Source organism: Streptomyces sp. NPDC050422 (genome assembly GCF_044458665.1).
GTDB lineage: Bacteria > Actinomycetota > Actinomycetes > Streptomycetales > Streptomycetaceae > Streptomyces.
Map to the genome: position 1 here is coordinate 1 of NZ_JBITIE010000033.1, position 23,140 is coordinate 23,140.

Genomic DNA, 23,140 nt, shown 5'->3' on the forward strand with positions numbered 1-23,140 from the left:
TACGAGGACTTCCCGGCGCCTTGCGATCGCACGCACCAGACGCCGCCCGGCCCGCCCTCCGGGCGGACGGCGCTACTTTCGAAACACGCCCTAGGGCTGTCGGCGCGGGCCCGCCTCGCGATGCAGCTGGGTGATCACCTCGTCGACCCGGCCCCGCTCGTAGCCGCGTCGCACCAGTTCGAACGCCGCGGGCCCGGCCGGCGGGGCACCATCGCGGAGCCGGGTGATGTAGGCCTCGACCTGATCACGGTCGTATCCGCGTCGGGCGATACGGAATCCGAACTGCTCGTGGAACGGACGGTCGTCCTTTTCGCCCGACACGGACATGAGGGCCTCCTCGGAGCAGGATCATTGCCCTCACCCTGCCACGCTCAGGCCGCGTGGCCACCGTCCACGACCATTTCCGCACCGGTGATGTACGCCGCCTCGTCACTCGCCAAGTAGGCGATCAGGGCGGCGACTTCACTCGTCGTCCCGAACCGGTCCAGTGCGTTGGCGGCACGCTGTCCGGCGGCGAACGGCCCGTCGGCGGGGTTCATGTCGGTGTCGACCGCACCGGCCTGGACCAGGTTGACCGTGATGCCACGCGGGCCGAGCTCGCGGGCGAGCGGCTTGGTCAGTCCGGACAGGGCCGACTTGCTCATCGCGTAGAGCGTGGAGCCGGGACCGCCCGCGTACCGGCTCAGGGCCGTACCGACGGAGATGATGCGGCCCCCGTGCTCCAGCACGCCGGCTGCCGCCCGGCAGGCCAGGAAGACCGCCCGTACGTTGACGGCGAGGACCCGGTCGACATCGGCGTCGGTGAGACCGCCGATCGGGCCGAGGACGCCGATGCCCGCGTTGTTGACCAGGATGTCGAGCCGGCCGAAGGTCTCCGCGGCCCGGTGCACCGCGGCCGGGACGGCCTCCGGGGCGGCCGAGTCCGCGCGCAGGGCGATCGCGCGGCGGCCGCCCGCCTCGATCTTCCGTACGATCTCCTGGGCGGCCTCCTCGTCCCGTACGTAGGTCAGCGCCACATCGGCGCCGTCCCGGGCGAGCCGCAGTGCGGTCGCGGCACCGATGCCCCGGCTGCCGCCGGTGACGAGCGCGGTGCGGTTCGTGCTGATGCTGCTGTTCATGAGGGGTTCCTGTTCCTTGCCGGTCGTGCTGACAGGAACAAGCAAAGCCTTTCGGCGCATCGGGCACCGGCGGGAAACGGACGCCCACTCCGGTAGGGGCTACCCCGCGGATGCGCCGGTCAACTGCCTTGCGGAGGGCTCCACTTCGGCGAGCGGCCGAGCGCCGACAGGATGAGTTCCCAGGTGTCGGCCCCGTCGGCTCCCACGCCTTCGCCGGGATCCAGGGCCGGACGGAAGGCCGCTCCCGGTTGTTCGCGCCGCGCCCCGCCAGGGACGCGCAGGGCGATGGGCAGGGCGGCTTCGACGACGGCCGGCGGGAGGGCGGCGCGTACGCCCAGGGCTGCCGCCACGTCCCAGGAGTGCACGACGTAGTCGATGAAGTGGAGCCCGATCGCGGTGGCCGCGGGGAACGTCCCCTCCGCGTCGATCTCCGGGAGTGCGAACCGCCGCTCCAGGACGCCTGGTTGGGCGAAGCTGTCCAGGAGGGTGTGGGCCGCCCCGCGGTACCACGCGACCGGATCGTCCCCGGCCCGCCGTGGCTCCCAGACGGCCGGACCGGAGCCTTCGCCCCGTGCCGCGGCGGCGAAGCCGATGTGCTGGGTGCCCATGTGCTCCACCAGGAGCCGCAGGGTCCAGTGGTCGCAGGGGGTGGGGCGGTCCCAGTCGCCCGGGCCCGCTCGTTCCACGACCCGGACGGACTCCAGCACCGCGGCCCGGTCGAATTGCACGATGTCCATGGTCGGATTCCCCTCGCCCGGTCTCGGCTGACCTGGTCGACCATACAAGTAGACGAACGATCGTGCCGAGAGTCCCGGAAAGGTCGTGCAAGGGCGCGAGGGCCTGCCCGGGGTGCGCGGGCGGTTCGCCGCCGGATCGGTCCCGGGGCTCGCCATCGCGGGAGAGTGCCCGGTAGCGTGATCGTTCCGCGTGCGAGCCAGTGAGGTCTCCACACCATCCCTGTGGAGAACCAGGAGATCCGGGTGTCCTCCGTCGCCGTGCCCGTCCTCGCCCCGCCGCGCCGCGTGTGGCTCACCGATCTGCCCGTCCTGCTCGTCGCGGTCGTGTGGGGCTCCAGCTATCTGGCCGCCAAGGGCATCACCACGACGCAGACCGTCATCGCCGTCCTCGTGCTGCGGTTCGCCGTCGTGCTGCCCGTCCTGGTGATCGCCGGCTGGTCCCGGCTGCGTGCGCTGACCGGGGCACAGTGGCGGGGCGCGGGACTGCTGGGCCTCGTACTCAGCGGGATCTTCCTGGTGGAGACGTACGGCATCGTGCACACCTCCGCCACCAACGCCGGGCTCATCATCAGCCTCACCATGATCTTCACCCCGCTCGCCGAAGCCGCCGTGACGCGGACCCGGCCGACCGGGGCCTTCCTCTCGGCGGCCGGGCTCTCCGTCGCCGGCGTGGTGCTCCTGACCCAGGGCGGCGGATTCACCAGCCCCTCGGCGGGCGATCTGCTGATGCTGGCCGCCGCGCTCGCCCGCACCCTGCACGTACTGCTCATGGCGCGCATCAAGGCCGTTCAGTCGGCGGATTCGTTGTCGCTCACGACGGTCCAGCTCGGCAGCGCGGTCGCCGTCTTCGCCCTGCTGGCAGCCGCCCCCGGCACCGGGGCGTCACCGTGGGCGGTCGCCGCCGGGTTCGGCGTGCGGGAATGGGGCGGGCTGCTGTTCCTGTCGGTCTTCTGCACGCTCTTCGCGTTCTTCGTGCAGATGTGGTCCGTACGCCGCACCTCGCCGTCCCGGGTCAGCCTGCTGCTCGGTACGGAACCGCTCTGGGCCGCCGCCGTCGGCATCGCGATCGGGGGCGAGCGGCTGGGCGTCCTCGGGGTGGCGGGCGCCGTGCTGGTGCTGGCCGGAACGGCGTGGGGGCGCCGCAGTGCGGACCCCGTCACTCCGTGAGGCGCCGCTCCCTTCCCCCCGTTACTCCGTGAGACGCCGCTCCCTTCCCCCGTCACTCCTTGATCGAGTCCGACGCGATCATGACGGCGGCCCCCGTCACGACCAGCACGATGCTGACGAACAACGCGTACTCACCGATGAACGGCAACCGGCGCACCAGGCCGAGGAACTTGAACCAGTCGAGCCATTCGTTGAGCAGCCCGGCGACACCCTGGACGAAGACCAGGAAGCCGACCGTCTCGCAGAGCTTCTTCATGGGATCGAGCCTGGCGGGCCGCGCACGTGGCTCGCGTCGGCCGGTGGTCTGCGGGCCCCGTCCGAAAGTCTCCGGTTCCGCGACTTTGGTCGCTCCGCGCCCCGGATCGCCCCGGAGTCCTCTCCCGGCTGCGTAGCTTTGTCGATATGACGCGCACCGAATACCCCTGGCTGCTGCCCTCGGCGATGGCCGACCCCGAGCTGCCCGGGGACCGGGGCGGCCGGGTGCGCCGCACCGTGCGGGACTGGGTCGTCGACATCACGGCGTTCCTCTGCGCGGCGGGCTTCGGGCTGGCGGTCGTCGCCGCGATCGACGCCGACCGGACCACCCCCGACGCCTTCGTCTTCATCGACTCGCTCGTCGGAGGCGCGGCCTGCTGTGCGCTGTGGGTGAGGCGGCGGTGGCCGATCGGCCTCGCCGTGGTCCTCACGCTCCTGTCCACCGTGGAGCCGGTCGCTGCCGGAGCCCTGATGGTGGCGCTGTTCAGCGTGGCGGTCCACCGGCCGTTCCGTCCCGTGGCCCTCGTCGGCGCGGGAGCCCTGATCGTCGCCCCCGTACAGCCGTATCTGCGCCCGGACCCGTCCACCTCGTTCATCGCGTCCACTGTCATCGGGGTGCTGCTCGTCCTGCTCGTGCTCAGCTGGGGCATGGTCGTACGGTCCCGGCGCCAGCTCGTCGTCACGCTGCGCGAGCGCGCCCGGCGGGCCGAGACCGAGGCGGAACTCCGGGCCGAGCAGGCACAGCGGCTGGCCCGCGAGGACATCGCCCGCGAGATGCACGACGTCCTCGCCCACCGGCTGACCCTGCTCAGCGTCCACGCCGGCGCCCTCGAGTTCCGCCCCGACGCGCCCCCGGCCGAAGTCGCCCGCGCCGCCGGGGTCATCCGGGACAGTGCGCACGAGGCGCTCCAGGACCTCCGCGAGATCATCGGCGTCCTGCGCAGCCCCCGCGACGGCGACGGCGACCGGCCGCAGCCCACCCTCGCCACGCTCGACGCCCTCGTCGCCGAATCCCGGCCGGCCGGCATGAAGGTCACCCTCGACAACCGCATCGCCGACCCGGCAGCCGCCCCCGCCGCCACCGGCCGCACCGTCTACCGCATCGCCCAGGAGGGCCTGACCAACGCCCGTAAGCACGCGCCCGGCACCGAGGTCACCGTCACGGTCACCGGCGGGCCCGGCCGGGGGATCACCGTCGAGGTGCGGAACCCGGCCCCCACCGAACCCTTCGAGCACGTACCGGGATCCGGCCAGGGCCTCATCGGCCTGACCGAGCGGGCCACCCTCGCCGGGGGCCGTCTCGACCACGGACCGGAACCGGACGGCGGCTTCGGGGTCAGGGCCTGGCTACCGTGGTCCTCATGACCGACCCGACTCCCGTGCCCCACACCTCCCGGCCCGTCCGGCTGATCGTCGTCGACGACGACCCGCTCGTACGGGCAGGACTCACCCTCATGCTCGGCGGCGCAGCCGACATCGACATCGTGGGGGAGGGGGCCGACGGCAGCGAGGCGGCCGAACTCGTCGACCGGCTCCGCCCGGACGTGGTCCTGATGGACATCCGGATGCCGGTCATGGACGGGCTGACCGCGACCGAGGCGCTGCGCAGCCGCCCGGACGCACCCGAGATCATCGTCCTGACGACGTTCCACGCCGACGAGCAGGTGCTGCGCGCCATTCGTGCCGGAGCGGCCGGATTCGTCCTCAAGGACACCCCGCCCGCGCAGATCGTCGACTCCGTGCGGCGTGTGGCGGCGGGTGACCCCGTCCTGTCGCCCGCGGTCACCCGGCAGTTGATGGCCCGCGCCGCGGGCTCCGGCCATGACGGGCGGGCCGGCCGCGGCGAACGGGCGCGGCAGCGCATGGCCTTGCTGGCCGACCGGGAGCGGGAGGTGGCGGTCGCCGTCGGACAGGGCCGCTCCAACGCGGAGATCGCGGCCACCCTCTACTTGAGCGTGGCCACGGTGAAGACCCAGGTGTCACGCATTCTCGCCAAGTTCGACTTCAACAACCGTGTCCAGATCGCGCTGCTGGTCCACGACGCGGGTCTCCTCGCCGACGAGGGCGACACGGGCCTGTCCTGAACCCGTCGCCCCTGCCGGACCGGTCGGCTTAGGCTGACCGGACCGATCTGACCGGGAGGGTGGGCCCATGTCCGATGTCGACGCAGATCTGCGCGGAGTAGCCGAATTCACCGCGAATCCGTACCCGTACTACGCCGAGCTGCGCGCCGAAGGCCCGGTGCACAGCGTCCGTACCGACGAGTTCGACCGGGTCTGGCTCGTCGTCGGGTACGACGAGGGACGTGCCGTCCTCGCCGACCAGAGATTCGGCAAGGACTGGCGGACGCTTCCCGGCCAGTCGGGCGTGGGCGACCCGATCAACGCCAACATGCTGGAGATGGACGCGCCGGACCACACCCGCCTGCGCAAGCTCGTCGCCCGGGAGTTCACCCCGCGCCGGATCGAGGCGCTGCGCCCCCGTGTGCAGCAGATCACCGACGGACTGCTCGACACGATGCTGCCCGCCGGGCAGGCGGATCTCGTCGACGCGCTCGCGTTCCCGCTGCCGATGACCGTCATCTGCGAGCTCATCGGTGTACCCGACCTGGACCGGGCCGCCTTCCGCGCGATGTCCAACGCCGTGGTCTCCCCGGCCGGTGCGCAGGAGGAGGGCGACGCCGTCCGCGCGATGGGTGCCTACCTCGCCGAACTCATCGAGGACAGACGCTGTTCGCCCGGTGACGACCTGCTGAGCGCGCTGATCGCCGCCCGCTACGACGACGAGGACATGCTGTCCCCCGACGAACTGGTCGGCATGGCCTTCCTGCTGTTGGTCGCCGGCCACGAGACAACGGTCAACCTGATCTCCAACGGCGTACGGGCGCTGCTCGCCCACCCCGATCAGCTGGCGGCCCTGCGCGCCGACTTCGGGCTTCTCGACGGGGCGGTGGAGGAAATGCTCCGCTACGAAGGGCCGGTGGAGAACGCCACTTTCCGGTTCGCCCGGGAGAGCGTCAGGATCGGCTCGCGGACCATCCCGGCCGGTGACCCGGTCCTGGTCTCCCTGGCCGGCGCCGACCGCGACCCCGACCGCTACGCCGGCCCCGACCGCTTCGACATCCGCCGCGAGGCGCAGGGACACCTGGCCTTCGGTCACGGGATCCACTTCTGTCTGGGCGCACCGCTGGCCCGGATGGAGGGCCGCATCGCGATCCGTGCGCTGCTGGAACGCTGCCCCGGGCTCGTGTCCGACCCGGAGGCAACGGAGCCGGACTGGTTGCCTGGCATGCTGATCCGCGGGGTGCGCAGGCTCCCTGTACGTTGGTGACACCGAAGGGACCCGCCATGCCCGGACTCGACCTGCAGCTGGCACAGAAGGTGCTCGACAGCCAGCCGTTCAGCGCCCTCGTCGGTGCGCGGATCACCGCGTTCGGCGACGGGGCGGCCACGCTGGAGATCGACAGCCGTGAGGAACTGCGGCAGCAGAACGGGTTCCTGCACGGCGGCGTGCTCGCCTACGCCGCCGACAACGCCCTCACCTTCGCCGCCGGAACGACGCTCGGCCCGGCCGTGCTGACCGGCGGCTTCTCCATCCAGTACCTCCGCCCCGCCACCGGCACCGCGCTCGTCGCGCGCGCGGAGGTCGTCCACACCGGCCGCCGGCAGGCGGTGGCGCGCTGCGATCTTTCCGTCGTGGGGGAGGACGGTGCCGAAACGCTCTGCGCCGTCGCCCAGGGCACCGTGCTGAGCGCCACCTCGTCCTGAAGGAGCCCCACGTGACCACCGAAGCCATACTGGACCTCGGGGCGCTCGGTGAGCGGTTCACCCGCGATCCGTTCCCCGTGTACGCGGACTTACGATCCCGTGGCCCCGTGCACCGGGTCCGCATCCCTGAGGGAACCGTCGCCTGGCTCGTCGTCGGGTACGAGGCGGGCAGGGCCGCGCTCGCGGACCAGCGGTTCTCCAAGCAGTGGCACAACGCCTCGCCCGCACTCGGCGTCAACAAGGTCTCCGCCGGGACCTCCATGCTCAGCTCCGACGCACCGGCGCACACCCGGCTGCGCAAACTCGTGACCCGGGAGTTCACCGCCCGCCGGATGCAGCAACTCGTGCCGCGCGTCCAGCAGATGACGGACGAACTGCTCGACACGATGCTGGCGCGTCCGGAGCGCGGGACCGACCTGGTCGAGTCCCTCTCCTTCCCGCTGCCCATGTCCGTCATCTGCGAACTGCTCGGCGTGCCGTTCCTGGACCGCCGGGCCTTTCGCGACTGGTCCAACACCGTGGTGTCCTCCATCGACGGTGAGGCACGACGCGCCGCGACCGCCGAGATGTCCGGCTACCTCGCCGGACTGCTCGACGACAAGCGCAAGCAGCCCGGCGACGACCTGATGAGCGCGCTCATCCACACCGCCGACGAGGAGGGCGACCGGCTCTCCGCGGGTGAACTGATGGGCATGGCCTGGCTGCTGCTCGTCGCCGGCCACGAGACCACGGTCAACCTGATCTCCGGCGGGGTCCTGGCCCTGCTCACGCACCCGGAGCAACTGGCGGCTCTGCGCGCGGACTTCGGTCTCATCGACAACGCGGTGGAGGAGATGCTCCGCTACACGGGTCCGGTCGAGACGCCCACGTACCGCTTCACCACCGAAGCGGTCGACATCGGCGGCACGGTGATTCCGGGCGGCGGCGAGCTCGTGCTGGTCGCGATGTCCGACGCCAACCGCGACCCGGACCGCTATCCGGACGCGGACCGCTTCGACATCACCAGGGACGCCCGCGGGCACCTGGCCTTCGGCCACGGCATCCACTACTGCCTGGGCGCGCCGCTGGCCCGCATCGAGGCGGCGGTGGCCGTGCGGTCGTTGCTGGAGCGCTGCCCGGAGCTGGCGCTGGACGGGGACCCGGCGGAACTGACCTGGCGTACGGGGATGCTCATCCGGGGTCCGGAGGCGCTGCCGGTCAGGTGGTGACCCGCGGACGGCATACCCGGGTCAGGCGGACGGGATCTCCGTGAGCTCCACCGGGCGCCGCTCCCGCCGCGAGACCTCGCACGCCTCCGCGATCCGCAGGGCGCTCAGCGCCTCCCGGCCGTCGCACGGATTGGCCGCCTCGCCGCGCACCAGCCGTACGAAGGCGTCCAGTTCGGCCTCGTACGCGGGAGCGAAGCGCTCCAGGAACCCGGGCCAGGGTGCGACCGGGGCGCCGGGGCCGTCCGGCTCGGCGGAGGTGAGCGGGGTGCGGTCGTCGAGGCCCACCGCGATCTGGCCGAGCTCGCCCGCGAGCTCCATCCGTACGTCGTACCCCGCGCCGTTGCAGCGGGTCGACGTCGCGGTGACCAGGGTGCCGTCGTCGAGCGTCAGCAGGGCCGCCGCCGTGTCCACGTCCCCGGCCGCGCGGAACATCGCGGGCCCGGCGTCCGACCCGGTGGCGTAGACCCGCACCACCTCGCGGCCCGTCACCCAGCGCACCATGTCGAAGTCATGGATCAGGCAGTCCCGGAACAGTCCGCCGGAGAGCGGCAGATACGCGGCCGGCGGCGGCGTGGGATCGGAGGTCACCGTGCGTACGGTGTGCAGCCGCCCGAGCACCCCTTCGCGCACCGCGGCCCGTGCCGCCGCGTACCCGGCGTCGAACCTGCGCATGAAGCCGAGCTGGAGGATGCTGTGCGCACGCTCCGCCTCGCGCAGCGCCCTGAGGGTGCCCGCCAGGTCCAGGGCGACGGGCTTCTCGCAGAAGCCGGGCAGGCCGGCGCGGGCGGCCCGGCCGATCAGCTCGGCGTGGGCGGAGGTGGCGGAGGCGATCACCACGGCGTCCACACCGGCGTCGAACACCTCCGTCGCCGTGGCCACGGCGCGCGCCCCGGTCCGGCCGGCGACGGCGACCGCGCGGGCCGGGTCGATGTCCGCCACCACCAGCGCATCCACCGCGGGATGGCGGGCGAGGACGCCCGCGTGGAAGGAGCCGATCCGGCCGGTGCCGAGGAGTCCGATGCGCATGGTTCCAACGTGCCGTCCACCCGTGACGATGTCAACCGAATGTCCTGACAAAGCGCGGTTCATTTCGGCAAGTTGGCCGTAGGGCGGCGCTCTCCGGTCTCGGGATCCCGCTGTCCGGACAACAGGACGACCGGACTACCGGAGATGCAGACCTGCGGGTTACGCTCCCGATGTGCCGAAATCCACTGCCGACGCCTCCGCCCTCGACCTGAGCGTGGACCGCTCCAGCCCCGTCCCGCTCTACTACCAGCTCGCGCAGCAGCTGGAGGCGGCGATCGCGGACGGCCGGCTCGCCGCCGGCGGACTCCTCGGCAACGAGATCGAGCTCGCCGCCCGGCTCGGCCTGTCCCGCCCCACCGTCCGCCAGGCCATCCAGTCCCTCGTCGACAAGGGCCTGCTGGTCCGCCGTCGCGGCGTCGGCACCCAGGTGCTGCACAGCAAGGTCCGACGCCCGCTCGAACTCAGCAGTCTGTACGACGACCTGGAGACCGCGGGCCGGCACCCCTCGACCACCGTCCTGACCAACGTCCTGAGGCCCGCCACGGCAGCCGTCGCAACGGCGCTGGGCCTCCCGGAGGGCGCCGAGGTGCAGTACGTCGAGCGGCTGCGCGCGGCGGACGGCGAGCCCCTCGCCCTCCTGCGCAACCACCTGCCCGCCGGACTCCTCGACCTCTCCGGCGAACGGCCCGCCGCCACCGGCCTCTACCGGATGATGCGCGGCGCGGGCATCACCCTGCACAGCGCCCGCCAGACCGTGGGCGCCCGCCTCGCCACCGCCGAGGAGGCCGGCGACCTCGGCGAGAGCGAGGGCGCCGCCCTGCTCACGATGGAGCGCACCACCTTCGACGACACCGGCCGCGCGGTCGAATTCGGCTCCCACCTCTACCGCGCCTCGCGCTACGCCTTCGATTTCCAGCTCCTCGTACGGTGACACGGGGCCCCCGCTCTCGTACGGTGTCACAGGCTTCTCGGCTACTCGTACGGTGACGACGGCCGCACCCGGCCGCCTCGGCGCCGTACACGTCCCTGCCCGACACACGCGCCGTGCCCCTGCCGGGCGGGCGCGAGGCGGGCTCGGGGATACTTGCCCAGCCGGGCCGGGACCGCATGGCCCCGGCTCCACCAGCAGCACAGCGAGCAGCACAAGAAGGGCACGGCGTCGTGGCAAGGGTTCGGACAGGGGTACGTGCGATGGGCGCCGTGCTTGCGGCGGTGCTCGGGGCCTCCCTCATGGGATGCAGCAGCACCGGCGGCAAGCGGGCGGAGGAGCGTGCGGCCGAGGCCGCGGCCGAGGGCCGGTCCGCGGTGAACACGCCCCGCTGGACCTTCGCCATGGTCACCCACTCGGGCGACGGCGACACCTTCTGGGACATCGTCCAGAAGGGCGCCAAGATGGCGGCCGACAAGGACAACATCAACTTCCTGTACTCGCACAACGACGAGGGGCAGCAGCAGGCCCAGCTCGTCCAGGCCGCGATCGACAAGAAGGTCGACGGGCTGATCGTCACGCTCGCCAAGCCCGACGCCATGAAGGCCGTCGTCGCCAAGGCCGTCAAGGCCGGCATCCCGGTGATCACGGTGAACTCGGGCTCCGCCGAGTCCAAGAGCTACGGCGCGCTCACGCACATCGGCCAGGACGAGTCGATCGCGGGCGAGGCCGTCGGCGACGAGCTCAACGCGCGCGGCCGCAAGAAGGCCCTGTGCATCCTGCACGAGCAGGGCAACGTCGGCCATGAGCAGCGCTGCGCCGGGGCGAAGAAGACCTTCGACGGCCAGATGCAGAACCTGTACGTCGAGGGCACCAACATGCCCGACGTCCAGGCCTCCATCGAGGCGAAGCTCCAGGCCGACAAGGACATCGACGCGGTCGTCACCCTCGGTGCACCGTTCGCGGACGCCGCCGTCAAGGCGAAGAAGACCGCCGGCAGCAAGGCCGAGATCGACACCTTCGACCTGAACGCCAAGGTCGCGGCCGACCTCCAGGCCAAGACCCTCGGCTTCGCCGTCGACCAGCAGCCCTACCTCCAGGGGTACGAGGCCATCGACCTGCTCTGGCTCTACCGCTACAACCGCAACGTGCTCGGCGGCGGGAAGCCGGTCCTGACCGGCCCGCAGGTCATCACCTCCGACGACGCCGCACAGCTCGCCGAGTACGCCGACCGGGGAACCCGATGACCGCGGGGCCCGGTACGTCCTCCGTCGTGGCGGACGAGCGACTGCTGCGCACCTCACCGCTGCGCAAACTGCTCGGCCGCCCGGAACTCGGCTCGGTCGTCGGCGCGCTGGCCGTCTTCCTCTTCTTCGCGATCGTCGCCGACAGCTTCCTGCGCGCCACCAGCTTCGGCACGGTGCTGTACGCGGCCTCCACCATCGGCATCATGGCGGCGCCGGTGGCGCTGCTGATGATCGGCGGCGAGTTCGACCTCTCCGCCGGTGTGATGGTCACCAGTTCCGCGCTGATCTCGGCGATGTTCAGTTACCAGATGACGGCCAACGTCTGGGTCGGCGTCTTCGTGTCCCTGCTGGTCACCCTCGCCATCGGCGCGTTCAACGGCTTCATGCTGACGCGTACGAAACTTCCGAGCTTCATCATCACGCTCGGTACGTTCCTGATGCTGACCGGTCTCAACCTGGGATTCACCAAGCTGATCAGCGGGACCGTCTCGACGAAGACCATCGGCAACATGGAGGGCTTCGACTCCGCCCGCAAGGTCTTCGCCTCGCACTGGACGGTCGGCGGCGTCGAGCTGAAGGTGACCATCCTGTGGTGGGCGGTCCTCGTCGCCATCGCCACCTGGATCCTGATCCGCACCCGCTTCGGCAACTGGATCTTCGCCGTCGGCGGCGAGGCCGACGCGGCCCGCGCGGTCGGTGTCCCGGTGATCCGCACCAAGATCGGGCTCTACCTCGGGGTGGCCTTCGCCGCCTGGGTCTCCGGACAGCACCTGCTGTTCAGCTACGACGTGGTGCAGTCAGGCGAGGGCGTCGGCAACGAACTGATCTACATCATCGCCGCCGTCATCGGCGGCTGTCTGATCACCGGCGGCTACGGCTCCGCGATCGGCTCGGCGGTCGGTGCCGTCATCTTCGGCATGACCAGCAAGGGCATCGTGTACGCGGAGTGGAACCCGGACTGGTTCAAGTTCTTCCTCGGAGCCATGCTGCTCCTGGCCACCCTGCTCAACGCATGGGTACGCAAGCGCGCGGAGGCGACGAAATGACGGCCCCCAAGGAATCGAGCGGGCCGGCGGACACCGACCGGCGGGCGCTGGTCGAGCTGGACCACGTCAGCAAGTACTACGGCAACATCAAGGCGCTCCAGGACGTCTCGCTGGAGGTCCACGCGGGGGAGATCTCCTGTGTCCTCGGTGACAACGGCGCCGGCAAGTCCACCCTGATCAAGATCATCGCGGGTCTGCACCGGCACGACGCCGGGAGCTTCCTGATCGACGGCGAGGAGACCACGCTCGCCAATCCGCGCGACGCCCTGGACCGGGGCATCGCCACGGTCTACCAGGACCTCGCCGTCGTCCCCCTGATGCCGGTCTGGCGCAACTTCTTCCTCGGCTCCGAACCAACGACCGGGTCCGGGCCCTTCAAACGCCTCGACGTCCGGCTGATGCGGGAGACGACCCGCTCCGCGCTGCTGCGGATGGGCATCGACCTGCGCGACGTCGACCAGCCGATCGGCACCCTGTCCGGCGGTGAGCGCCAGTGCGTCGCCATCGCGCGGGCCGTCCACTTCGGTGCCAAGGTCCTCGTCCTGGACGAGCCGACCGCGGCGCTCGGCGTCAAGCAGTCCGGGGTGGTGCTCAAGTACGTCGCCGCCGCCCGGGACGCGGGACTCGGCGTGGTCCTCATCACGCACAACCCGCACCACGCGTACCTCGTCGGTGACCGGTTCGTGCTGCTCAAGCGGGGCACGATGGCGGGCAGCCACACGAAGGACAGCGTCACGCTGGACGAGCTGACCCGCCAGATGGCGGGCGGCAGCGAGCTGGAGGAGCTCAGCCACGAGCTGGAGCGGACCCCCGGCCCCGGCCCGCTGGACAGCCGCCCGGACGAGGACGACACCTCCGCGTGACCGCCGCCACCGCTGCTCCCGAGCGCCCGACGGGCCCGGCCCCCGGGCCCGCCGGGCGCCCGGCGGCAGGCCGGTCGCCGTACGGACCCGGGCCGGCAATGGCAGAATCGACTCCGGCGGGCACCGTCCGCCGCCGGAAGCACTACCCGCCGGCCCCCCAGACCCCGCAGGGACGATGAGCACGTACCGCGACTTCACGCACCGCGGCTCCGCCCGCGCCACCGTCCTGCGGACCGTCGGCACCAGGGAGCGGCGCTCGCACCTCACCGCGCCCAGGGTGCCCACGGTCGGCATCGACATCGGGGGGACGAAGGTGATGGCCGGCGTCGTCGACGCCGACGGCAACATCCTGGAGACCCTGCGGACCGAGACGCCCGACAAGTCCAAGAGCCCCAGAGTCGTCGAGGACACCATCGTCGAGCTGGTGCTGGACCTCTCGGACCGCCACGACGTGCACGCGGTGGGCATCGGGGCGGCCGGCTGGGTCGACGCCGACCGCTCCAAGGTGCTGTTCGCCCCGCACCTGGCCTGGCGCGACGAGCCCCTGCGCGACGCCATCGCCTCCCGGCTCGTCGTCCCGGTCATGGTGGACAACGACGCCAACACCGCCGCCTGGGCCGAATGGCGCTTCGGCGCCGGCCGCGGCGAGGACCACCTCGTCATGATCACGCTCGGCACCGGCATCGGCGGCGCGATCCTGGAGGACGGTCAGGTCAAGCGCGGCAAGTACGGCGTCGCCGGTGAGTTCGGCCACATGCAGGTCGTACCCGGAGGCCACCGCTGCCCCTGCGGCAACCGCGGCTGCTGGGAGCAGTACAGCTCCGGGAACGCCCTCGTCCGGGAGGCCAGGGAACTGGCCGCGGCGGACTCCCCGGTCGCCCATGGACTCATCGAGCGGGTCAAGGGCAACATCCCCGACATCACCGGACCGCTCATCACCGAACTGGCCCGCGAGGGCGATGCGATGTGCATCGAGCTCCTCCAGGACATCGGCCAGTGGCTCGGCGTCGGCATCGCCAATCTGGCCGCCGCGCTGGATCCCTCCTGCTTCGTCATCGGAGGCGGTGTCAGCGCCGCCGACGACCTGCTGATCGGACCGGCCAGGGACGCCTTCAAACGGCACCTCACCGGCCGTGGCTACCGCCCCGAGGCCCGGATCGCGAAGGCGCAGCTCGGCCCCGAGGCAGGTATGGTCGGCGCGGCCGACCTCGCCAGGCTGGTGGCTCGCCGCTTCCGTCGCACCAACCGCCGACGCGTCGAGCGGTACGAGCGGTACGCCCAGATCTACGACCAGGCCGCCAGCACCATCCGTAACACGCGCAACACCCGCACTCCCTAGGGATCCCCACACCCATGACCGCAGCCGAGCACCCCGTCGTGCCGCGTCAGTCCCCGCCGCCCGGCGAGGGGCCGACGCCCGAGGAGCGGCGCCGGACGAACCGACGGCGCCTGATCACTGCGACCATCATCGTGCTGCTCATCGGCGTCCCGGCCGGCTATCTGCTGATCTCCGCAGGCCAGAGCCGGCGCTCCGGGCAGGACAAGGCGGCCGAGGCGGCGGCGCAGGGACTCCGCGAGGGCTGGCCGTCGCGGATGCTCCGCCGGATCTTCGAGGTGCCACTCCCCGGGGACGCCAAGGAAGTCCAGTACTACGAGACCAACAACTGGAAGGCCAGCCGGATGTACGTGCAGTTCCGCACGACGTCCAATGGTCTCGACCGCTTCCTCACCCAGGTGGGCACGGGCCGCGCCGCCCTGCAGACCGGCAAGGTCACCGTCGGCGAGCGCGACACGAAGATCGCGGGCTGGTACTTCGGCGACGGCGTCTCGTGGGCGGGCACCACGCACACCAACGAGGACCCGCGCCCCACGCAGGACATCACCGTCGACATGACCGACCCGATGGCACCGGTCGTCTACGTCGTCTCCGCCGCGACCCCCTGACCGGGAGCCGGCGGACGGTTCAGGACAGGTCCGACGCGTGCGGGAAGTCGTACACCGCGAAGTCCGTCACCGGGCGGTACCCGATCCGCTGGTACAGGCCGTTGCTCGTGGGGTTGGCCAGGTCCGTGAACAGCAGCACCTCCGCCGCACCCGCCGCCAGCGCGGCCCGGCCGGCCTCGGTCGTCGCCGCGCCCGCGTAGCCGTGGCCGCGCAGGTGCGCGGGGGTGTAGACGGGCGCCACCCTGATCTGACCGGCGACCATCGGGGTCACGCCGGCCATGGAGACGGGGGCGCCGTCCGGGGTCTCCCAGAGTGTGACGCGCCCGCCGGCGATGCGTGTGTCGGCCCAGGAGGCGGCGCCGGTGGAGTGGGCGGCACCGGTGGCGGCGGCGAACTCGTCGTGCCAGCGGATGAGTTGCTCGCGGTCCCGTTCGTCCGCGATCCGGCTGCGGCCTTCCGGGCGCGGCTCCGGCGCGAGGGGCGTGCCGAGCCGGTACAGCCGTTGGCGCTGGTGCAGGGCCGGGGTCGCGCCGGTGTGCCGTTGCCAGGCCCCGGCGAAGGAGGCGGCGGTGTCGCGGTCCGCGCCGACGCCGGGGAGGGGGTGGCCGAGGGCGGCCAGATGGGCGGCGAGCGTGTCGGATTCGTCCGGCGTGAGAGGGGTGACGTTCAGGTGGCGCGGCGGGGTGCGGAAGTAGGTGGCGCGGACCTCGCCCGCTCTCTCGAGTATGCCGAAGGCGGGGGCCTCGTCGCCGTATGCGTGGGGTCCGTGCGTACGCAGGGTCTCGGTCACCGTCAGGGGGAGGGTGTGCAGGGCAGGGCGTGAGCGCAGGAAGTCGCCCGCACGCGACAGGAAGCTCTCGACCTCGTCGGTGACGTGCCAGTGATCTGGATGCATGCCCCATGGTCCCGTTCGCTCGCGGGCGGCGCCCCCGAATTTCCACGCGCTCGCTGCCCCGCCGTAGGGCCCCGGCCGGTGAAGGTCAGCCGGAGGTCCGCCCGGTGGGGACGTCGGCTTCCCGAGTGGCGGCCCAGATGGCGAGGAGACGCAGACCCTCCTCGGAGGATGAGCCCGGTTCGGCGGTGTAGACGGTCAGGGTCAGGCCGGGCTCGGCGGCCATCTCCAGACCCTCGAAGGCGAGGCTGAGATCGCCGACGGCGGTGTGGTGGAAGTTCTTGGTTCCCGTGCCGTGGACGCGCACGTTGTGGGCGCCCCACCGGGTACGGAACTCGTCGCAGCGGGTGGACAGTTCGCCGACGAGGTCGTGCAGATCCTTGTCGTGCGGATTGCGGCCGGCCTCGGTGCGCAGGATGGCGACGGTGATGCCGGCGGCGGATTCCCAGTCGGGGTAGAAGCGGCGGGCGGCGGGGTCGAGGAACGTGAAGCGGGCCAGGTTCTCCTGGTTGTGGGGTGCGGCGTGGACGTCGTTGTAGAAGGCACGGGCGAGCCGGTTGCCGGCAACGATGTCCATGCGGCCGTTACGGACGAACGCGGGCCCGGCGGTGATCGCGTCCAGCGTCCACTGGAGGCTCCGGTGCGGGGTCCACCGGCCTTTGGCGCGGCGGCGCCGGGGGCGGGTGAGGGAGTCGGAGCCGTCGGCGGCCTGGGCCAGGTGGAGCAGGTGCGTGCGCTCGGCGTCGTCGAGCCGAAGGGCACGGGCGACGGATTCGAGGACGGCGGGGGAGACGCCTGCGAGGCTGCCGCGTTCGAGCTTGGCGTAGTACTCGACGCTCATGTCGGCGAGCGCGGCGACTTCGCTGCGGCGCAGGCCGGGGACGCGGCGTCTGCTGCCGGAGGCCAGTCCCGCCTGCTCGGGGGTGATCTTGGCTCGTCGCGAGGTCAGGAACTCGCGGACCTCTTGCTGGTTGTCCACCCCTCGACCGTACGTCGTGCGGGCCGCGGAAGGGATGTACTGCCGGTACACCCCTCGACGGTGACCGGCTGCCCGCGGTGAGGGGCGGTCACCTGGATGACGTCTCCGCCCGCGGTCGGCCTGCGCGACGCCCCCCGCCCCGCCCCCGTACGCCGGCGCGAGCGGTCAGGCTGCCACCGGTTCGAGCCGCAGCCGCCGGGCCGGCCAGGGCGGCCGCTCCGGCGGGCCGAACCAGACCCGGACATCCTCCCCGGTACGGACGGGGAGGAGGGGGTAGTCGTTCTCGGCGTGCTCGGTGCGGTGCAGGGCATGGCCCGGGCCCAGGTGGCGGGAGGCGTACGCGTCGAAGGAGGCCGCGTCGGGCGGATGGCAGACGGTCGCGACCACCTCACGGGCGCCGGGCTCCGCAGGGAAGCCCGGGCCGCGCAGCAGCAGGACGTCATCGCTGTCGAGCATGGTGGCGTTGGCCGCCTCGCGGTGCTCCCGCCAGACCGGGCCCGTGTAGAAGGCCTCCAACGAGCGCCGGCGCCGCGTCATGTCGGGGAACGCGCGCAGCCAGACGAATCGGTCCGGGTCGTCCAGGTCGCGGAACCGGCCGCCGACGGTGATGCCGACCGCCTGCTGGCCGGTCACGAACTCGCGCTCGAACAGCTCGATCAGCGTCTCCCGGGCCCCGGGGCGCAGCGTGTACTGCCGGAGTTCGACGATGCTCATGCGCCGGCACGCCCGGTGCGGGTGAGGTCCATGGTCCAGTTGAGCTCCCAGGTGCGGCCGTCGTCGGCGGAGAACTCCTGCTCCCAACGGGCGGTGTCCGGGCCGAGCCGGTACCAGGTGAAGTGCACCCGGACCGGGCGTCCGTCGTAGGTGTCCTCGCCGTGGAAGTCACCGCGGTCGTCGGCGAAGGCGCCGGTCACCGGCGGATCCAGCCGGCCCGACCGGCTGTCGGACCAGTGGATCGACCAGCTTCCCGTACCGCGGTCGAACAGCCGCAGGGTCACCCCCTGGCGGCCGAGCGTGGGGAACGTGATCTCGTCGATGTTGCCGGCCCCCTCGAACAGCGGCCGGACCACGCGTGACCGGGGACCTCCGCCCAGACGTGGGGGCCCGGTCCGAGCGGTGCGGTGAGACGGCGGTCGGCCACGTCCCAGGTGCCGTGCAGAAGTCGGAGTCGTCCATGCGCCCCAAGCCAGGGGCACTCCACTGACACCTTTTGTCAGTGGATACTGGGCGTCATGCGCGCGAGCCGACTGGTCACCCTGCTTCTGCTGCTCCAGAACCGCGGCCGGATGACGGCCCAGCAACTGGCCGAGGAACTGGAAGTCTCCGTCCGTACGGTCTACCGGGACGTCGAGGCGCTCGCCGCGGCCGGTATCCCGCTGTACGGCGCCGCCGGCCACGCGGGCGGCTACCGGCTGGTCGACGGCTACCGGACCCGGCTCACCGGACTGACCACGGACGAGGCGCAGGCCGCTTTCCTCGCCGCGCTCCCCGGCGCCGCCGCCGAGCTCGGCCTCGGCGAGGCGCTCGCCACCGCCCAGCTCAAGCTGCGGGCCGCCCTTCCGGCAGAGCTGCGCGAGCACGCCCGGCGCATTCAGGAACGCTTCCTGCTCGACGCCCCCGGCTGGTACGGCGACGCCGACCGCACGCCACACCTGGCCCCGGTCGCCGCCGCGGTGTGGGCACGGCGGGCGGCGCTCCTGAGGTACCGGCGCTGGCGGGCGCCGGAGCAGATCGAGCGGCGCGGGTGGAGCCGTACGGGCTCGTCCTCAAGGCCGGCCGCTGGTACCTGGTCGCGGGCGGGCCGTCCGGGATCCGCACCTACCGGGTCGACCAGATCCTCGCCTTCCGGCCGCTGGAGGAGTTCGTCATGCGCGAAGGCTTCGACCTGGCCGGGTACTGGGCCGGCTGTCTGGCCGGCTTCCGGACGCGACTGCACACCGGTCACGCCCTGGTACGGCTCACCCCGGAGGGCGCCCGCCGTCTCGGCGTGACGCCCACGAGCGACGGATGGACGGACGCCCGGGTGCCCATCGAGTCGATCGACCACGCCCACGGAGAGTTCCTGCGGCTGGGTACCGACATCGAGGTCCTGGCCCCGGGCGAACTCCGCGACCGCATCGCCGTGACTGTACGCACCCTGGTGAAGAGCTACGGGAGTTGACCGCCCCGGCGTACGGCAGTTGTCGACCGGACGGGCGCCCGCCGGCCCGCATCGGCTGCGAACGTTCTGCCGCCAGAACCGGCAGGGGATCCCGTGGGGGCAGAGCGGCCGGAGGAAGCCGGCCGCGCCCGCATCTCGTTCGCGTCGAACACCGACGTCCGGAAGATCAAGGGGCCGCGCCGGGAACAGGCGGTCCTGCCCGCACGGTTGCATCGACGGGGGACCGGCGCCGCGGGCAGGGACCACGGAGACCGCGAGGTCGCCCGCTCCGCCGGGATCCGGCCCCAGGGCCGCGGTACGCCTGCCGCCGGCCCGGACCACGACGTATTTCTGCAGGAGGACTGATTCATGACTGACCGGCCGCTGACGCTCATGGCAGTGCACGCCCACCCCGACGACGAGGCCACCGGAACCGGAGGGGTCCTCGCGCAGTACGCGGCGGAAGGCATCCGCACCGTTCTTGTGACGTGTACCGACGGCGGTTGCGGTGACGGACCGGGGGGTGCCAAGCCGGGCGGCCCCGGGCACGATCCGGAGGCCGTCGCGTTGATGCGTCGGCAGGAACTGGAGGCGAGCTGTGAGGTCCTGAAGGTCAGCGATCTGGAGATGCTGGACTATGCCGACTCCGGAATGATGGGCTGGCCCAGCAACGACGCCCCCGGATCCTTCTGGCGGACCCCCGTGGAGGAAGGCGCTGCCCGGCTCGCGGAACTCATGCGCCACTACCGGCCCGATGTGGTCGTCACGTACGACGAGAACGGCTTCTACGGTCACCCCGACCACATCCAGGCCAACCGCATCACGATGGCGGCGCTGGAGATGACGGGGCTGACACCGAAGGTGTACTGGACGACGATGCCCCGTTCGATGATGCAGCGGTTCGGGGAGACCATGCGCGAGTTCCATGAGGACATGCCGGAGCCGGACCCTGCCGAGGCCGCCGCGATGGCCGAGATCGGCCTCCCCGACGACGAGATCACCACGTGGGTGGACACCACCGCGTTCAGCGGTCAGAAGTTCGACGCGCTGGCCGCGCACGCCAGTCAGGGCGAGAACATCTTCTTCCTCAAGATGGGCAAGGAGAGGTTCGGCGAGTTCATGGGCCTGGAGACCTTCGTACGGGTCAAGGACGCCACCGGCGCGGCCGTCCCCGAGAACGATCTCTTCGCCGGACTGCGCTGACCGCCCGAGGTTCGGGCGCGCGGCCCCGGCCGAACCGGCGCGCGGTGTGGGGGCCGCCGCCCACGCGCTGCCGGGCGCTGAGCTCCGGGGCCCCCGCTCAGAGCGGCTGTGCTGAAGGCGGCTGCGGGGAGCGGAGTACGAGCAGGGTGATCTCGCTGGGGGCGAAGACGCGGAACGGCGGGCCCCAGAAACCGGTGCCGCGGCTGGTGTAGAGGAGGGTCCGGGCGCCGTGGCGGCTGAGGCCGGCGAGGGCGGGCTGGTCGATGCGGACGAGGTGGTGGAAGGGCCAGATCTGGCCGCCGTGGGTGTGGCCCGAGAGCTGGAGGTCGATGCCCTCTGCTGCGGCCCGGTCGACGAACTTGGGCTGGTGGGCCAGGAGGAGGACGGGCAGGTCGGGGTCGGCGCCGTTCAGGGCTCCGGCGAGGTGGGCCCGGTGGCCGGCAAGGCCGGAGGACTCGGCGGTGACATCATCCACTCCGGCGACCACAAGGGTGTCGCCGCCGCGTTCGAGCAGCAGATGACGGTTGCGCAGCGGCTCCCAGCCCAGTTCGTCCATCAGGTCGACCCAGCCCTGGGCCTCGCTGTAGTACTCGTGGTTTCCGGTGACGTAGACCCGGGCCCGGGTGGCTCGCACGGTGCCGAGCGGAGCGGCCTGGGCGCGGCGGCGGTCGGCCGTGCCGTCCGCGATGTCGCCGGTGTGGCAGACCAGGTCCGCCTCCAGGGTGTTGACCTTGGCGCACACCCGCTCCGACCAGCGGGCGCGGTCGAGCGGGCCGTAGTGGGTGTCGGTGATGAGGGCGACCCGGGTGCCGTCCAGTCCGGCTCCCAGTCGCGGGAGTCGGACGTCGACCTGGCGCACCCGTGGCACCCGGCGGGCCTCGGCGTACCCCCAGGCGAGCAGCGCGGCGGATACGCCGAGGACCACCCAGCCGACGAGCCGGGCCCGGCTCTGTCCGTCGCCCACGCTCGCCACGGTCAGGGCGAGGCGCAGCAGGGCGCCGAGCAGGACGGACCAGGTGAACAGGACCCAGGCGGCCCCGAGGAGGGTGTCTCCGACGATCGCGGCCCAGTCCTGCTGGCGCCGGCCGTGGCCGCGCATCATCGCGAGCGGCATGGCGACCAAGCCGATGAGGAACACGGCGGTGCCGCCCAGCGCCACGGGGAGCGGCCAGTGCTGGCCGGCGTGCAGCAGGACCCAGCAAGGCACGGCCCACAGCAGGACGGGCGCGATCAGAGGGATGTAGCGCATCAGGCGGCGCAGTCGACTCTGCTCGGTCGCATGAGCCGCACCGTCCGCGGATCGGGCTTCGTCGGTGTCGGTCACGCTTCCGCTCCTCGAGTAATCAGACTGCCGGCGGGCACTGTACCCGGTCCCCCTGATGACCTGAGCCGGAGATGGGTGGGCAGGAGGCCGCACAGGCGTCGCCTCGCGCCGAAACGCCTCCCCGAGAGCGCCGCCGGCATGGGTGTCGGTGACGGTGAAGACCCGCTCCGCCGGTGATCCCGCGGAGGGAACTCAGGGGTTCATGACGTCGGAGGGAACTCAGGGGTGCATGACGATCTTGCCCACGTGGCCCCTGCGGGAGAGTTCCTCCTGCGCCTGAGCGGCCCGGTCCAGCGGGAAGGCCGCGGCGATGACGGGCTGGACCTCTGCCCGACGGGCGAGGTCCATGAGGAGGCCGAAGTGCGTGGGCGTGTGCATCGAGGACCCGATGACCTGGGCGTTGTGCAGGTAGAGACGACGCACATCGAAGGTCACGTCGTATCCACCGAGCGCGCCGGCGACGACCCACCGGCCCCCTTCGCGCAACAGCGGCAGCCCCTCACTCACCAGCTCTCCGGCCACGACGTCGAGTGCGACGTCGATGCCACCCGGGGCGGCGGCACGGATCTGCTCGGCGACGTCTCCTGCGCGGTCGATGACCTCATGGGCGCCTGCTGCGCGCACCGCATCGATCTTGGACCCGCTGCTGATGGCGAGCACCCTCGCGCCGCGCGCACGGGCGATCTGCACGAGCGCGAGGCCGACGCCGCCGGAGGCTCCCGAGACCAGGGCGGTTTCTCCCGTCTGCAGCCGGCCGCGCTCGATCATGCCCAGCGCCGTGCCGTAGGCGGTCGGCAACGTCGCGAGCTGGTCGTCCGTGAGCGGGGATCCCGTCACGTCGTGCACACGTTCCGCCTGCGCTGTCACGTACTCGGCGTATCCGCCGTCGCGTTCGCTCCCCATCAGACCCACCGGGTTGGCGTCCGGCCCTTCGGTGTCGTAGATCGCGGGATCGACGACCACACGGCGTCCTACGAGGCTCCCCGTCACGCCGGTTCCGACGGCCACGACCCGGCCGGCCACGTCGGCGCCCTGGATGCGCGGGAAGTCGATCGGGCCGCGCCAGCCCGACAGCGCCTTCGGGTCGTCCGGGCGGCCGTAGGCCCCCTCCCGGGTCCACAGGTCGGTGTTGTTCAGCGCCACCGCGCTGACCTGGACCAGCACCTCCCCTGCCAGAGGGACGGGGACGGCGACCTCCGTCGGTTCAAGGACCTCCGGCCCTCCGTGCCCCGTGATGCGCACCGCTCGCATGAACTGGGACTCACTCATCGCATGGACCTCCTCGCGGGTATACTG

Annotated in this window: 25 protein-coding genes and 1 pseudogene; 15 read left to right on the plus strand and 11 right to left on the minus strand. The window is 71.9% G+C overall.

Annotation, left to right across the window (positions count from 1 at the left end; genetic code table 11):
• Positions 1-90: 90 nt before the first annotated feature.
• The 3 genes from ACIBJG_RS35680 to ACIBJG_RS35690 all read right to left on the minus strand — a co-directional run bounded on the left by ACIBJG_RS35680 (position 91) and on the right by ACIBJG_RS35690 (position 1,855).
• A complete protein-coding gene (locus ACIBJG_RS35680) occupies positions 91-327 on the minus strand; it encodes a hypothetical protein (RefSeq protein ID WP_399314072.1) in 237 nt (78 codons plus the stop codon).
• 44 nt (positions 328-371) lie between these two features.
• Positions 372-1,118, minus strand: a complete 747-nt coding sequence (locus ACIBJG_RS35685; protein WP_399314074.1) for an SDR family NAD(P)-dependent oxidoreductase — start codon at positions 1,116-1,118, stop codon at positions 372-374.
• Positions 1,119-1,237: 119 nt separating this feature from the next.
• Positions 1,238-1,855: a TIGR03086 family metal-binding protein gene (locus ACIBJG_RS35690; protein WP_399314076.1), complete on the minus strand. Its 618-nt coding sequence runs from the start codon at positions 1,853-1,855 to the stop codon at positions 1,238-1,240.
• 243 nt (positions 1,856-2,098) lie between these two features.
• On the opposite strand from ACIBJG_RS35690, the gene ACIBJG_RS35695 reads away from it, so the two are divergent.
• Positions 2,099-3,022, plus strand: a complete 924-nt coding sequence (locus ACIBJG_RS35695) for a DMT family transporter (RefSeq protein ID WP_399314184.1) — start codon at positions 2,099-2,101, stop codon at positions 3,020-3,022.
• Positions 3,023-3,074: 52 nt separating this feature from the next.
• Here the strand turns inward: ACIBJG_RS35695 and ACIBJG_RS35700 are convergent, their stop codons facing one another.
• Positions 3,075-3,278 carry a hypothetical protein gene (locus ACIBJG_RS35700; RefSeq protein WP_399314078.1) on the minus strand — a complete coding sequence of 68 codons (204 nt, stop codon included), beginning with the start codon at positions 3,276-3,278 and terminating at the stop codon, positions 3,075-3,077.
• A gap of 146 nt (positions 3,279-3,424) precedes the next feature.
• Between ACIBJG_RS35700 and ACIBJG_RS35705 the strand changes: the two genes are divergently transcribed.
• The 5 genes from ACIBJG_RS35705 (at position 3,425) to ACIBJG_RS35725 (ending at position 8,252) form a co-directional block, all read left to right on the plus strand.
• Positions 3,425-4,642, plus strand: a complete 1,218-nt coding sequence (locus ACIBJG_RS35705; protein ID WP_399314080.1) for a sensor histidine kinase — start codon at positions 3,425-3,427, stop codon at positions 4,640-4,642.
• Positions 4,639-5,361 (plus strand): response regulator, encoded by a 723-nt coding sequence (locus ACIBJG_RS35710; protein WP_399314082.1) that lies wholly within the window; start codon positions 4,639-4,641, stop codon positions 5,359-5,361. The genes ACIBJG_RS35705 and ACIBJG_RS35710 overlap by 4 nt, the downstream gene beginning before the upstream one ends.
• A 67-nt stretch (positions 5,362-5,428) precedes the next feature.
• A complete protein-coding gene (locus tag ACIBJG_RS35715; RefSeq protein WP_399314084.1) occupies positions 5,429-6,607 on the plus strand; it encodes a cytochrome P450 in 1,179 nt (392 codons plus the stop codon).
• Between the two features lie 17 nt (positions 6,608-6,624).
• The gene (locus tag ACIBJG_RS35720; protein ID WP_399314085.1) at positions 6,625-7,044 is read left to right on the plus strand and encodes a PaaI family thioesterase; all 420 of its coding nucleotides are present in this window, start codon (positions 6,625-6,627) and stop codon (positions 7,042-7,044) included.
• Positions 7,045-7,055: 11 nt separating this feature from the next.
• A complete protein-coding gene (locus ACIBJG_RS35725) occupies positions 7,056-8,252 on the plus strand; it encodes a cytochrome P450 (protein ID WP_399314087.1) in 1,197 nt (398 codons plus the stop codon).
• A gap of 21 nt (positions 8,253-8,273) precedes the next feature.
• On the opposite strand, the gene ACIBJG_RS35730 is transcribed toward ACIBJG_RS35725, so the two are convergent.
• Positions 8,274-9,278, minus strand: a complete 1,005-nt coding sequence (locus ACIBJG_RS35730; RefSeq protein ID WP_399314088.1) for a Gfo/Idh/MocA family oxidoreductase — start codon at positions 9,276-9,278, stop codon at positions 8,274-8,276.
• A 172-nt stretch (positions 9,279-9,450) separates the two neighbouring features.
• Here ACIBJG_RS35730 and ACIBJG_RS35735 point away from each other — a divergent pair, with 172 nt between their 5' ends.
• From ACIBJG_RS35735 to ACIBJG_RS35760, 6 genes are all read left to right on the plus strand, one after another.
• A complete protein-coding gene (locus ACIBJG_RS35735; protein ID WP_399314091.1) occupies positions 9,451-10,209 on the plus strand; it encodes a GntR family transcriptional regulator in 759 nt (252 codons plus the stop codon).
• Between the two features lie 260 nt (positions 10,210-10,469).
• Positions 10,470-11,453, plus strand: a complete 984-nt coding sequence (locus ACIBJG_RS35740) for a substrate-binding domain-containing protein (RefSeq protein ID WP_399314092.1) — start codon at positions 10,470-10,472, stop codon at positions 11,451-11,453.
• Positions 11,450-12,499 carry an ABC transporter permease gene (locus tag ACIBJG_RS35745; protein ID WP_399314094.1) on the plus strand — a complete coding sequence of 350 codons (1,050 nt, stop codon included), beginning with the start codon at positions 11,450-11,452 and terminating at the stop codon, positions 12,497-12,499. The genes ACIBJG_RS35740 and ACIBJG_RS35745 overlap by 4 nt, the downstream gene beginning before the upstream one ends.
• Positions 12,496-13,362: an ATP-binding cassette domain-containing protein gene (locus tag ACIBJG_RS35750; protein ID WP_399314095.1), complete on the plus strand. Its 867-nt coding sequence runs from the start codon at positions 12,496-12,498 to the stop codon at positions 13,360-13,362. Before ACIBJG_RS35745 ends, ACIBJG_RS35750 begins: the two co-directional genes overlap by 4 nt.
• A gap of 175 nt (positions 13,363-13,537) precedes the next feature.
• Positions 13,538-14,701, plus strand: a complete 1,164-nt coding sequence (locus ACIBJG_RS35755; protein WP_399314097.1) for an ROK family glucokinase — start codon at positions 13,538-13,540, stop codon at positions 14,699-14,701.
• A gap of 14 nt (positions 14,702-14,715) precedes the next feature.
• On the plus strand, positions 14,716-15,306 hold the full coding sequence (locus ACIBJG_RS35760; protein WP_399314099.1) for a hypothetical protein: 591 nt from the start codon (positions 14,716-14,718) through the stop codon (positions 15,304-15,306).
• A gap of 19 nt (positions 15,307-15,325) precedes the next feature.
• On the opposite strand, the gene ACIBJG_RS35765 is transcribed toward ACIBJG_RS35760, so the two are convergent.
• The 4 genes from ACIBJG_RS35765 to ACIBJG_RS35780 form a co-directional block, all read right to left on the minus strand.
• Positions 15,326-16,201, minus strand: a complete 876-nt coding sequence (locus tag ACIBJG_RS35765; RefSeq protein ID WP_399314100.1) for a GNAT family N-acetyltransferase — start codon at positions 16,199-16,201, stop codon at positions 15,326-15,328.
• An 85-nt stretch (positions 16,202-16,286) separates the two neighbouring features.
• Positions 16,287-17,177, minus strand: coding sequence for a helix-turn-helix transcriptional regulator (locus tag ACIBJG_RS35770; protein WP_399314102.1), 891 nt, complete (start codon positions 17,175-17,177; stop codon positions 16,287-16,289).
• 165 nt (positions 17,178-17,342) lie between these two features.
• Positions 17,343-17,891, minus strand: coding sequence for an NIPSNAP family protein (locus ACIBJG_RS35775; RefSeq protein ID WP_399314103.1), 549 nt, complete (start codon positions 17,889-17,891; stop codon positions 17,343-17,345).
• Positions 17,888-18,247: a hypothetical protein gene (locus ACIBJG_RS35780; protein WP_399314105.1), complete on the minus strand. Its 360-nt coding sequence runs from the start codon at positions 18,245-18,247 to the stop codon at positions 17,888-17,890. The genes ACIBJG_RS35775 and ACIBJG_RS35780 overlap by 4 nt, the downstream gene beginning before the upstream one ends.
• Positions 18,248-18,409: 162 nt before the next feature.
• On the opposite strand from ACIBJG_RS35780, the pseudogene ACIBJG_RS35785 reads away from it, so the two are divergent.
• The 3 genes and pseudogenes from ACIBJG_RS35785 to ACIBJG_RS35795 all read left to right on the plus strand — a co-directional run bounded on the left by ACIBJG_RS35785 (position 18,410) and on the right by ACIBJG_RS35795 (position 20,520).
• A pseudogene (locus ACIBJG_RS35785) lies at positions 18,410-19,338 on the plus strand (helix-turn-helix transcriptional regulator).
• Positions 19,339-19,431: 93 nt separating this feature from the next.
• On the plus strand, positions 19,432-19,683 hold the full coding sequence (locus ACIBJG_RS35790; RefSeq protein ID WP_399314107.1) for a hypothetical protein: 252 nt from the start codon (positions 19,432-19,434) through the stop codon (positions 19,681-19,683).
• A 3-nt stretch (positions 19,684-19,686) separates the two neighbouring features.
• Entirely contained in the window at positions 19,687-20,520 is an 834-nt protein-coding gene (locus ACIBJG_RS35795) for a PIG-L family deacetylase (protein ID WP_399314109.1), read from the plus strand.
• Between the two features lie 97 nt (positions 20,521-20,617).
• Here ACIBJG_RS35795 and ACIBJG_RS35800 read toward each other — a convergent pair whose 3' ends face one another.
• Entirely contained in the window at positions 20,618-21,844 is a 1,227-nt protein-coding gene (locus ACIBJG_RS35800; protein WP_399314110.1) for a metallophosphoesterase, read from the minus strand.
• Positions 21,845-22,063: 219 nt separating this feature from the next.
• Positions 22,064-23,113, minus strand: a complete 1,050-nt coding sequence (locus tag ACIBJG_RS35805) for a zinc-binding dehydrogenase (protein WP_399314112.1) — start codon at positions 23,111-23,113, stop codon at positions 22,064-22,066.
• Between the last annotated feature and the right edge of the window lie 27 nt (positions 23,114-23,140).